The 10,862-nt window shown below is 74.8% G+C and carries 10 protein-coding genes; 9 read left to right on the forward strand and 1 reads right to left on the reverse strand.

What is annotated here, in order from left to right; all coding sequences use genetic code 11:
* The first annotated feature begins 236 nt into the window (after positions 1–236).
* Both G3I42_RS19000 and G3I42_RS19005 read left to right on the forward strand, forming a co-directional pair.
* Positions 237–851 (forward strand): thioredoxin domain-containing protein, encoded by a 615-nt coding sequence (locus G3I42_RS19000; protein WP_164287521.1) that lies wholly within the window; start codon positions 237–239, stop codon positions 849–851.
* 210 nt (positions 852–1,061) lie between these two features.
* Positions 1,062–1,262 carry a hypothetical protein gene (locus G3I42_RS19005; RefSeq protein WP_164287523.1) on the forward strand — a complete coding sequence of 67 codons (201 nt, stop codon included), beginning with the start codon at positions 1,062–1,064 and terminating at the stop codon, positions 1,260–1,262.
* Positions 1,263–1,382: 120 nt separating this feature from the next.
* On the opposite strand, the gene G3I42_RS19010 is transcribed toward G3I42_RS19005, so the two are convergent.
* Positions 1,383–2,237, reverse strand: coding sequence for an NmrA family NAD(P)-binding protein (locus G3I42_RS19010; protein ID WP_164287525.1), 855 nt, complete (start codon positions 2,235–2,237; stop codon positions 1,383–1,385).
* 346 nt (positions 2,238–2,583) lie between these two features.
* On the opposite strand from G3I42_RS19010, the gene G3I42_RS19015 reads away from it, so the two are divergent.
* The 7 genes from G3I42_RS19015 to G3I42_RS19045 all read left to right on the forward strand — a co-directional run.
* Positions 2,584–2,901, forward strand: a complete 318-nt coding sequence (locus G3I42_RS19015) for a GNAT family N-acetyltransferase (RefSeq protein WP_164287527.1) — start codon at positions 2,584–2,586, stop codon at positions 2,899–2,901.
* A gap of 246 nt (positions 2,902–3,147) precedes the next feature.
* A complete protein-coding gene (locus G3I42_RS19020) occupies positions 3,148–5,541 on the forward strand; it encodes a phosphoketolase family protein (protein ID WP_164287529.1) in 2,394 nt (797 codons plus the stop codon).
* Between the two features lie 102 nt (positions 5,542–5,643).
* Entirely contained in the window at positions 5,644–7,146 is a 1,503-nt protein-coding gene (locus G3I42_RS19025) for an MFS transporter (RefSeq protein ID WP_164287531.1), read from the forward strand.
* Positions 7,147–7,200: 54 nt separating this feature from the next.
* Entirely contained in the window at positions 7,201–7,968 is a 768-nt protein-coding gene (locus G3I42_RS19030; protein WP_164287532.1) for a GntR family transcriptional regulator, read from the forward strand.
* A 145-nt stretch (positions 7,969–8,113) separates the two neighbouring features.
* Entirely contained in the window at positions 8,114–9,238 is a 1,125-nt protein-coding gene (locus tag G3I42_RS19035) for a TIGR03364 family FAD-dependent oxidoreductase (protein WP_164287534.1), read from the forward strand.
* 5 nt (positions 9,239–9,243) lie between these two features.
* Positions 9,244–9,957 (forward strand): phosphonatase-like hydrolase, encoded by a 714-nt coding sequence (locus G3I42_RS19040; protein WP_239096549.1) that lies wholly within the window; start codon positions 9,244–9,246, stop codon positions 9,955–9,957.
* Positions 9,954–10,862 (forward strand): ABC transporter ATP-binding protein (locus G3I42_RS19045; RefSeq protein WP_164287538.1); only part of this gene is annotated, 909 nt, incomplete at its 3' end. The genes G3I42_RS19040 and G3I42_RS19045, both read left to right, overlap by 4 nt.

A 10,862-nucleotide genomic window follows, 5' to 3' on the forward strand; every position in this document is an offset into this window, starting at 1 on the left:
CCCGTGGCCCGGCTGTGCGCCCTCGTCCTCGGCGCCGCGCTCGCCGCGCTCCTGCTCCGCACGGCGCGGGTGTGGGCCGCGGCCCTCCCCGCCGCCGTCCTCGCCGCGACGGTGACGGCCCTCGCCCTCGTACGGGCCCGGCGGTCCGGACGCGGACGGGTACCGCCCGGGGACTGACCGGCACCGCCCGTCGTGCCCGTTTTGCGCGGGCGAACGGGTGGCCGCAGCCTGGAGGCATGACCCCACGCACCTCCGGCGACACCACGGACACGTATCCCGTACCCGCGCACACCTCGGGCCCGGACGGCACCGTCGTCCGCTACGGCGACGACGGTGCGGGACGGGTCCTGAGCGTGTACCTCGATCCGCGCTGCCCGTACTGCAAGCGCATGGAGAACGGGCTCGGCATGGTGATCCAGGAGGCGGCCGACGCGGGCCGCTTCCGCGTCGAGTACCACTTCGCGACCTTCATCGACGACGGCGCGGGCGGCAGCGGCTCGCTGCACGCGCTCGCCGCGCTCGGTGCGGCGCTCGACGAGGGCCCCGGACCGTTCGTGCTCTTCCTGCGGCTCCTCTTCGCCGAGCAGCCGTCCGAGGAGGACGACCGCTTCGCCGACGACGACCTGCTCGTCCGGCTCGCGGCCGAGGTGCCCGGGCTCGGCGAGGACGGCTTCGCCGGCAAGGTGCGGGCGGGGACGTACCGGCCCTGGGCGCGGTCGGTGTCCCAGGCTTTCGTGGACAGTTCGGTGCACGCGACGCCCACCGTGCTCCTCGACGGCGATCCGGTCGCGGTGCTCGGGCCCGGCGGCTACCCGGTCACCCCGGAGTCCTTCCTCGCGCAGGTGTCCTGAGCAGCGCGGAGGCGTGCTGAGCCGTGCGGAGGTGCGCTCGGCGGCGCGCGGGTGCCCTGGCCGTTCGGAGGTGTCCCGGGCCGCGCGGCGGGTACGCGGCCGGGCACGGCCGGACGCCTCCCGCCGAGTGGCCGGGTGGCGCGGGGCCGACGAAGATTGACGGACAGGGACGCGCGGCCCCGCGCCGCGCCGACACCGAGGAGGCCGCAGATGGCAGGCGAGAAGAACCCGGAGGATCTGCCCCGCGTCGTCACCCCCGACGACGAACTGCACACGGGTGCGGACCAGGAGGTCACGCCCGAGGAACTCGTCCAGGCCACCGGTCGCGACGTGACACCCGAGAACCTTGAATGGGCGCGCAAGAAGCTCGCCGAGGAGGGCCGCGAGGCCATCGAGCGGCTGCTGCCCTGAGCGGGGCGGACACGGCGAAGGGCGGTTCCCGGCCGGGAACCGCCCTTCGCCGTGTCCCGGCCGGGAGCCCTCTTCACCGTGGCCCGGCCGGAGCCGCCCCTTCGCCGTGTCCCGGTGCGGTCAGCCGCCCGGTGTCGGCCACGACTGGGCGGCCGCCCAGTCCGCGTAGGAGGTCCAGGGGATCTCCGGGAACGCGGCCCGCAGCGCGGGGATGTCGACCTGGTAGCCGACCTCGGTGAGGTACGTGTACATGGCGCCCATGTCGGGGCTCGCGCTCGCCACCGCCTCCAGCGGGATCTGCCGGTAGTCGACCTGCCCGCCCGCCGCGCGGCCGATGTCGCGGGCCATCTCGGCGGGGGTCGGGTCGTCGCCCGCGACCTCGACGCGCTGCCCCCGCCAGCGCACGGGGTCGTCGAGCACGGAGGCGACGACCCGGCCGAGGTCGGTGCGCGCGACCTGCTGGAGACGGGTGTCGGGCGGCAGCGGCATCGTGATCTCGCCGTCCGCGACCTCCTGGAGCTCGCCGAAGACGTTGTCGAAGAAGTACGTGGGCGCGACGACCGCCGCCGGGAGCCCGGAGGCGGCGAGGATCTTCTCGGTGTGCGCCTTGGTCTCGAAGTGCGGGATGCCGGTCTCGCGGTCGGCGCTGGCGACGGAGGCCATGACGAGGAAGGGCAGCGCGGAGCGGGCGGCGGCGTCGACGATCGCGACGCCCTGCGCCTTCTCGGCTTCGAGGCCGTCCTCGAAGGGGGTCGTGACGGCGAAGGCGGCTGCCGCGCCGTCGAAAGCGGCGGCGAGCGAGCCGGTGTCGCGCAGGTCGGCGGCGACCACCTCGACTCCGGAGGCCGCGAGCGCGCGCGCCCTGGCCTCCCCCGGATCGCGCACGACGGCGCGCACCGGCCGTCCCGCCTCGCGCAGCGCCGCGACCACGGCCCCGCCCTGCCCTCCGGTCGCCCCGAGTACGGCGATCTTCATCGCACCACCTTCCTGCCGCTCCACACCACCGGAAACCCCCGCCGAGCCGTACCCGTCCCGCCCGAGCCCGCACGCACCCCCACCTTCACCCCCGGGCACCCACCGGGCGAGGGGAACGCGCCGAACGGGCGAGCGGGGAGCCGCCCCGGCCGTACGTCGCGGAACGCACCCGGCCGGTCCGCTCCCCCGCGCGGACACAGCGCACCGTACGACGGCACCCGCGTTTCCCCGTCGCCGCCCGGAGCCGGCCGCCCCGCCGGAGGCACACCACTCGCGCCCCGGCGCGCGGAGCGGCAAGCTGAGCGGGACCCGAGCCGCGCCCGGCGGCGGGGACGAGGGGAGAGCGATGAGCGAGAAGTCGGCCCCGGCCGAGGTGCGCGACTGCCCCGAGGCCGACCGGTACGAGGCGAGGGTCGGCGGCGAGGTCGCCGGATTCGCCCAGTACATCCGGACGAAGGGCCTCGTCGCCTTCGTGCACACCGTCGTCGATCCCGCCTTCGAGGGCCGGGGCGTGGGCAGCGCGCTCGTGCGGACGTCGCTCGACGAGGCGCGCGCCGCCGGGGTCTCGGTGCTCGCGGTCTGCCCCTTCTACTCCGGCTGGATCGCCCGTCATCCCGACTACCAGGACCTCCTGTACGCGGAGCGGAGCAAGGTCACCGACTGAGCCCGCGAGAAGCCACCGCGCCCGCGATCCGACGGGGCCGAGGAGCTGAGGGGTGCCGGACGCACGGCCGCGCGGCCGAGGGCCGGTCGGCCCGGTGGGGAGGGCCGGTCGGCCCGCGTGCCGGGGCGGGTGGGGGGAACGGGGAGGGAGCGGGGTGCGGTGCGGTCACCGCCCCGGCGACCAGCGGTCACGGCCCGGAGGCCGTGACCGACGGGTGTCATCAACCGCCGTGCTGAAAGGCTTGCGATGCAGGAATTCACGTACGAGACACCGGCCCCGGTGGCCCCCGAGCTGTCGGACGCGGAGCTGGACGCACTGCTCGCGCACTGGCGGGCCGCCAACTACCTGGCGGTCGGGCAGGTCTACCTCATGGACAACCCGCTCCTGCGCGAACCGCTGCGTCCGGAGCACATCAAGCCGCGCCTCCTCGGCCACTGGGGCACCGTCCCCGGCCTGAACCTCGTCTACACGCACGTCAACCGGCTGATCCGGCTGCGCCGGCAGCGGGCGGTGTGCATCTGGGGGCCCGGGCACGGCGGCCCCGGGGTGCTCGCCAACAGCTGGCTGGAGGGCTCGTACTCGGACATCTACCCGGACATCAGCCGCGACGAGCCGGGCATGAAGCGCCTGTTTAAGCAGTTCTCGTTCCCCGGCGGGGTGCCGAGTCACGTCTCGCCCGAGCTGCCCGGCTCGATCCACGAGGGCGGCGAGCTGGGGTACTCGCTGCTGCACGCGTACGGGGCGGCCTTCGACAACCCGGACCTGCTCGTGCCGTGCGTCATCGGGGACGGCGAGTCGGAGACCGGCCCGCTCGCGGGCTCGTGGCACTCCAACAAGTTCCTGGACCCGGTGCACGACGGGGCGGTGCTGCCGATCCTGCACCTCAACGGCTACAAGATCGCCAATCCGACGATCCTCGCGCGGCTGCCCGAGACCGAGCTGCACGACCTCCTGCGCGGGTACGGGTACCGGCCGATCGAGGTCGTGGGCGACGACCCCGCGCTCGTGCACCGGCAGATGGCGGGGGCGCTCGCGCAGGCGGTCGGCAGGATCGACGAGATCCAGGCCGAGGCGCGCCGGGGCCGTTCCACGGAGCGCGCGCACTGGCCGATGATCATCCTGCGCACGCCGAAGGGCTGGACGGGCCCGGAGATCGTCGACGGGCTGCCGGTCGAGGGCACGTGGCGCGCGCACCAGGTCCCGCTCGCCGAGGTGCGGACCGAGCCCGAGCACCTGCGGCAGCTGGAGCAGTGGATGCGCTCCTACCGTCCCGAGGAACTCTTCGACGAGCAGGGCAGGCCGCGCGCGCGGGTCCTGGAGTGCGTCCCCGACGGGGATCTGCGGCTCGGTTCCAGTCCGCACGCCAACGGCGGGCGGCTCACCGTCTCGCTGCCCGCTCCCCCGCTGGAGGACTTCGCCGTCACGGTGGAACGGCCGGGGACGAGCACGCACGAGCCGACGCGGGTGCTCGGCCAGTACCTCGCGCGGATCATGGACCTCACCGCGGACCGGCGGGACTTCCGCCTCATGGGCCCCGACGAGACGGCGTCGAACCGGCTGAACGCCGTGTACGACGTGACGGCGAAGACGTGGCAGGAGGAGATCCTGCCGGTCGACGAGCACCTGACACGCGACGGTCGGGTCATGGAGGTGCTCTCGGAGCACATGTGCCAGGGCTGGCTGGAGGGGTACACCCTGACCGGCCGGCACGGCATGTTCTCGACGTACGAGGCGTTCGCGCACATCATCGACTCGATGGCCAATCAGCACATCAAGTGGCTGGGCACCGCGCGCAAGCTGCCCTGGCGGGCCCCCGTCCCGTCCCTCAACTACCTGCTCTCCTCGCACGTGTGGCGCCAGGACCACAACGGTTTCTCGCACCAGGACCCGGGCTTCATCGACCACGTGCTCAACAAGAGCCCCGAGGTCGTACGGGTCTACCTGCCGCCGGACGCCAACACCGCCCTCTCCACGGCGGAGCACGTCCTCCAGAGCCGCGAGTACGTCAACGTCGTGATGGCCGGCAAGCAGCCCTCGTTCGACTGGCTGACCCTGGACGAGGCGCGCGGGCACTGCGCGCGCGGGGCGGGGATCTGGGAGTGGGCGGGCACCGAGGAGGGGCGGCTGCCCGATGTCGTGCTCGCGTGCGCCGGGGACACCCCGACGCTGGAGATCCTGGCCGCCGCGCAGATCCTGCGGCAGCGGCTCCCGGAGCTGGCGGTCAGGGTCGTGAACGTCGTGGACCTCGCACGGCTGCTCCCGGCGAGCGAGCACCCGCACGGGATGCCCGACGCCGACTTCGACGGGCTCTTCACGAAGGACAAGCCGGTCATCTTCGCCTACCACGGCTATCCGTGGCTGATCCACCGGCTCGCCTACCGCCGTGCCGTCCACCCGCACCTGCACGTACGCGGGTACAAGGAACGCGGCACCACGACGACGCCCTTCGACATGGTCGTCCTCAACGACCTGGACCGCTACCGGCTCGTCATGGACGTCATCGACCGCGTGCCGGGGCTCGCGCAGCGGCAGGCGGCGCTGCGCCAGGAGATGGCCGACACCCGCACGCGGCACCGGGCGTGGGTGCGGGAGCACGGCGAGGACCTGCCCGAGGTGGCGCAGTGGCACTGGGAGGGGTGAGTCCGGCGGCGGACGACGGCGGGTGCGCGCGGTGACGGGCCGGGAGCACGGTCCGGCGGACGTCGCGGAGCACGGTCCGGCGGCCGGTGGCGGGGGCGCCCGGTGAGCGCCCCCGCCGCCGCGCGGGGCGCGGGGATCGCGCTGTCCTCGGCGCGCGGGCGCTGGGTGCTCGCGTGCGCGGTGCTCGCCTCCGGGATGTCGATGCTCGACGGGACGGTCGTCAACGTCGCCCTGCCGCGCATCGGGAGCGACCTCGACGTCTCGCTCGCGACGCTCCAGTGGGTCGTCAACGCGTACATGCTGACGCTCTCGGCGCTCCTGCTGCTCGGCGGGGCGCTCGGCGACCGGCTCGGCAGGCGGCGCACGCTGGTCGCGGGCGTCGTGTGGTTCGCGCTCGCCTCGGCGCTGTGCGGCTTCGCGTGGGACGGCGGGCTGCTCATCGCGGCGCGGGCGCTCCAGGGGGTGGGCGGGGCACTGCTCACCCCCGGCTCGCTCGCGCTCGTGCGGGCCTCGTTCCGCGAGGAGGACCAGGCGAAGGCGGTGGGCGCGTGGTCGGGGCTCACCGGGGTCGCGGGCGCGGTGGGGCCCTTCCTCGGCGGGTGGCTCATCGACGGGCCTGGCTGGCGGTGGATCTTCTTCATCAACCTGCCGCTCGGCGCGGTCGTCCTGGCGCTCGCGCTGCGGCACGTGCCGGAGAGCCGCGACCCGGCGGCGACGGGCCGTTTCGACTGGGCGGGGGCGGTGCTCGGCGCGGCCTTCCTCGCGGGGGTCAGCTACGCGCTCATCACGGCGAAGGGCGCGAGTCCCGGCCGGCTGCTCGTCCCGCTGGCGGTGGGGCTCGCGGCGGGCGCGGCGTTCCTCGTGGTGGAGCGGCGGGCGCGGGAGCCGATGCTGCCGCTCGGTCTCTTCTCCTCGCGCCTGTTCAGCGTCACGAACCTCATGACGCTGTGTCTGTACGCGGCGATCGGCGGCGTGCTGTTCCTGCTGCCCGTGCAGTTGCAGAACGGGCTGGGCTACGACGCGCTCGAAGCGGGGGTCGCGAGCCTGCCGATCACGCTGCTCATGCTGGTCCTGTCGGCGCCCTCGGGTGATCTCGCGCGGCGGATCGGGCCCCGGCTGCCGCTGACGGTGGGGCCGCTGGTGGCGGCGTGCGGGGCGCTGTTGATGCTGCGGATCGCGCCGGGTGCCTCGTACTTCCCCGACGTGCTCCCCGCGGTCGCGGTGATGGGCCTCGGGATGAGTGTCTTCGTGGCGCCGCTCACGGCGACGGTGCTCGCCTCGGTGGACGCGGAGCGCGCCGGGCTCGCGAGCGGCGTGAACAACACGGCGGCGCGCATCGCGCAGCTTCTCGTGGTCGCGGCGCTGCCGCTCGCCGTCGGTCTCTCGGACAACGCGTACCGGCACGCGCCGCAGGTGAACGCGGCGTTCCACCGCGCGGCCTGGGGCATGGCCGGTCTGCTCGTCCTCGCGGCGGCCCTCGCCCTCGGCTTCGTACGCCGCCCCGGCGAGCCGCCCCGCGACCAAGAGCCCGCCGAGCCCCGCTGCCGTACCCACGCGGGCCTCACCGCTCCCCCGCTGGAACCGGGGGACGGCAAGCGCGGCTGAGGGAGCCGGGCGGACGGGCCCCGGACCCCCGGGCCGTCTGAGAGCATCCTGATCATGGACTACCCCCAGGAGCAGGACCCGGGCGCCCCGGTGCGCGGCGGAGTGCCCGAGCACGGCCGGGTGCCGAAGTACTACGCGGTGAAGGCGCGGCTCTCCGCCCTGCTCGACACGTGGGAGGGCGGCACGCCGCTGCCCACCGAGCGGGAACTCGCGGCACGGTACGAGGTCGCGCGCGAGACGGTGCGGCAGGCGCTGCGGGAACTGCTGCTCGAAGGGCGGCTGCGGCGGCAGGGCCGGGGGACGGTGGTGGCGGGCCCGAAGCTGGAGCAGCCGCTGTCGCTGGCGAGTTACACGGAGGGGGTGCGCAGGCAGGGGCGCAGGCCCGGGCGGTCCCTGATCGGGCTCGACCGGTTCCCCTGCCCGCCCGCGCTCGCCGCCGAGCTGGGGCTCGCGGAGGGCGAGGCGGTGTGGCACCTGGAGCGGGTGCTCCTCGCGGACGACGAGCGGGTGGGCCTGGAGAGCACGTACGTGTCGGTGGCGCGGGTGCCCGGCCTGGACCGGGACTTCGACCCCGACTCGTCGTTCTACGCCTATCTGCGGGAACGGCTGGGGATCGTGTTCGGTGCCGCCGAGGAGCGGATCGAGACGGTGCTCGCCTCACCGCGCGAGGCCCTGCTGATCGGGACGCCGCCCGCGCTGCCGATGCTGCTGCTGCACCGCGTCTCCCGGGACACCGGGGGGCGGCGCCTGGAGCGGGTGCGGACGCTGTACCGGGGAGACCGCTTCTCGTTCACGACACGGCTCGACGAGACGGCGAAGTAAAGGAAGGAACGGGGCGAACCGCCCTGAATACACCGGACTTTAGTCACGGAAAGATAACGGGTCTGGTCCAGGATTGGCGGCCGGTTCACCCGCCGGTCGGCGGCCGGACCGCTGGACGCCATCCGCCGCCGTGAGGCTCTTCGGCATGAAGGTCATCGTCGTAGGAGCGGGCGTCGTGGGCGCCATGCACGCCTGGCACGCGGTAGAGCGCGGCCACGAGGTCGTGCACATCGAGCGGGAGGCGGAGGCGCGGGGCGCCTCGCTGCGCAACTTCGGGCAGATCTGGGTGAGCGGGCGGGCCGCTGGCCCGGAGCTGGAAACGGCTCTGCGCGCCCGGGAGCTGTGGGAGGAGATCGGGGCACGGGTGCCGGGGCTCGGCTTCCGGGCCTGCGGCTCACTCACCCCGCTGCGCACCGCCCTGGAGAGGGGCGTGGCCGAAGCGGCGCTCGCCCGGCCGGACGCGGGCGAGCGCGGTTTCAAGCTGCTCACCGCCGAGGAGGCGCGCGCGGTCAACCCGGCGCTGCGCGGCGAGTTCGCCGCGGCGCTGTGGTGCGAGCGGGACGCCGCCGTCGAGCCGCGCACGGCGCAACTCGCCCTGAAGGAGGAACTGCTCGCCTCGGGCCGGTACACGTTCCTCGGCGGGCGAGAGGTGCGCGAGGTGACGGGCCCGGCGACGGTGCGCGACGACCACGGGGACACGCACGCGGGCGACACCGTGATCCTCGCGACGGGCGCGTGGCTCGGCGGGCTCGTACGGGAGCTGGCGGGCCCGGACCTGCCGGTGCGCCGGGTGCGCCTCCAGATGATGCAGACCGATCCGCTGGGCGAGACCCTGACGACCTCGGTCGCCGACCCCGACTCCTTCCGCTACTACCCGGCGTACGCGAGCGAGGCGCTCGACGCGCTCGCGGCGGGGCAGCCGCAGGCGCCCGTCGCGGCGGAGCACGCGATGCAGCTCCTCATGGTGCAGCGGCGCGACGGGGGCCTGACGATCGGCGACACGCACGCCTACGCGCACCCCTTCCCCTTCGACACCGTCGAGGAGCCCTACGAGCACCTGACGGCGGTCGTCGAGTCCTACCTCGGCCGCCCGCTGCCCCGGATCAGGCACCGCTGGGCGGGGGTGTACGCGCAGTGCACCGACCCGTCCCGCGTCGTGCACCGGCAGGAGGTCGCCGACGGGGTGTGGCTCGTGACCGGGCCGGGCGGCCGGGGCATGACGTGCTCGCCCGCGATCGCCGAACGTACCGCAGACCTCATCGGATGGTGACCCCCATGACCACAACCCCCTTCCACTCCCTGGTCGTTCTCGACATGGCGGGCACGACGGTGAGCGACGGCGGTCTCGTCGAGAGCGCCTTCACCGCCGCCGCCGAGCGGCTCGGCGTCCGCCCCGGTTCGCCCGAGCACGCCGCCCAGCTCGCGCACGTACGGGCCACGATGGGCGAGTCGAAGATCTCCGTCTTCCGGCACCTGTACGGCGAGGAGGAGCGCGCCCAGCGGGCCAACACGGCCTTCGAGGAGGCGTACGCGCGGCTCGTCGGCGGCGGCTCCGTCACGGAGGTGCCCGGGGCGCGCGCGAGCGTCGAGCGGCTGCGCGCGGAGGGCCGGACGGTGGTGCTGACCACCGGTTTCGCGCGGCCCACGCAGGACCTCCTGCTCGACGCACTCGGCTGGCAGGACCTCGCGGACCTGACGCTGTGCCCGGCGGACGCGGGCGGCCGGGGCCGCCCGTACCCGGACCTGGTGCTCGCCGCGCTGCTGCGCACGCACGCGGTGGACTCCGTGGCCCGCGTCGCCGTGGCCGGGGACACCGCCTACGACATGCGCCAGGGGATACGGGCCGGGGCCGGCGTCGTCGCCGGTGTGCGGACCGGGGCGCACGACGAGCCGGCGCTGCGCGCGGCGGGGGCGACGACGGTGCTCGGCTCGGTCGCCGAACTGCCCGCGCTGCTGCGCGCGGTGGAGGAACGGGGGGCGGCCGCGTGAGCGCCGCGCAGGCCCCCGCGGGCGGTATCAGGTTCGAGCACGTCAGCGTCCGCTACGGCGGCACCACGGTGCTCGACGACTTCGATCTGAGCGTCGAGCCCGGCGAGGTCATGGCGCTGCTCGGCCCCTCCGGTTCCGGCAAGACGACGGCGCTGCGCGCGGTCGCCGGTTTCGTCCGGCCCTCCGCGGGGCGGGTGCACCTGGCGGGGCGCGAGGTGACGGACCTGCCGCCGCACCGGCGCGGGCTCGGCATGGTCGTGCAGCAGTACGCGCTCTTCCCGCACCTGCGCGTGCGCGACAACGTGGCCTTCGGCCTCCGGGCCCGGCGCGTCGCGCGCCCCGAGGCGGCCGAACGGGTCGCCGAGGCGCTGGAACTGGTGGGCATGGGGGACTTCGCCGACCGGTACCCGCGCGAGCTGTCCGGCGGCCAGCAGCAGCGGGTCGCACTCGCCCGCGCGCTCGCGATCCGCCCCGGCGTGCTCCTGCTGGACGAACCGCTCTCCGCGCTCGACGCGCGCCTGCGCAGCGGGATGCTCGCCGAACTCGCCCGGCTGCACCGCGAGTTCCCCCGGATGTCGATCCTGTACGTGACGCACGACCAGATCGAGGCGCTGACCCTGGCGGACCGCATCGCGGTCCTCGACCGGGCCCGGCTCCAGGAGTGCGGGACCCCGCGCGCGCTGTACTCCAGGCCGCGCACCGCGTTCACGGCCTCCTTCGTCGGCGAGGCCAACCTGCTGCCGGTCGAGGTGGCGGACGGCGACGGCAGCGCGGTCTTCGCCGGGCAGCCGGTACGGGTCGCGGGCGGGACGGTCGCGGGCGCGGCCACCCTGCTCGTCCGCCCGCACCAGCTCCGCCTCGGCGCCAAGGGCGGCCCGGAGGCGGCGCGCGGCCCGAACGCCCTG

Source organism: Streptomyces sp. SID11385 (assembly GCF_010548245.1).
Taxonomy (GTDB): domain Bacteria; phylum Actinomycetota; class Actinomycetes; order Streptomycetales; family Streptomycetaceae; genus Streptomyces.

Bases quoted from the DNA above. Each gene is read 5' to 3' on its own strand.
- G3I42_RS19005 (WP_164287523.1), top strand. From the start codon at position 1,062: ATGGCAGGCGAGAAGAACCCGGAGGATCTGCCCCGCGTCGTCACCCCC.
- G3I42_RS19010 (WP_164287525.1), bottom strand. From the start codon at position 2,237: ATGAAGATCGCCGTACTCGGGGCGACCGGAGGGCAGGGCGGGGCCGTG.
- G3I42_RS19020 (WP_164287529.1), top strand. From the start codon at position 3,148: ATGCAGGAATTCACGTACGAGACACCGGCCCCGGTGGCCCCCGAGCTG.
- G3I42_RS19030 (WP_164287532.1), top strand. From the start codon at position 7,201: ATGGACTACCCCCAGGAGCAGGACCCGGGCGCCCCGGTGCGCGGCGGA.
- G3I42_RS19035 (WP_164287534.1), top strand. From the start codon at position 8,114: ATGAAGGTCATCGTCGTAGGAGCGGGCGTCGTGGGCGCCATGCACGCC.
- G3I42_RS19040 (WP_239096549.1), top strand. From the start codon at position 9,244: ATGACCACAACCCCCTTCCACTCCCTGGTCGTTCTCGACATGGCGGGC.
- G3I42_RS19000 (WP_164287521.1), top strand. From the start codon at position 237: ATGACCCCACGCACCTCCGGCGACACCACGGACACGTATCCCGTACCC.
- G3I42_RS19015 (WP_164287527.1), top strand. From the start codon at position 2,584: ATGAGCGAGAAGTCGGCCCCGGCCGAGGTGCGCGACTGCCCCGAGGCC.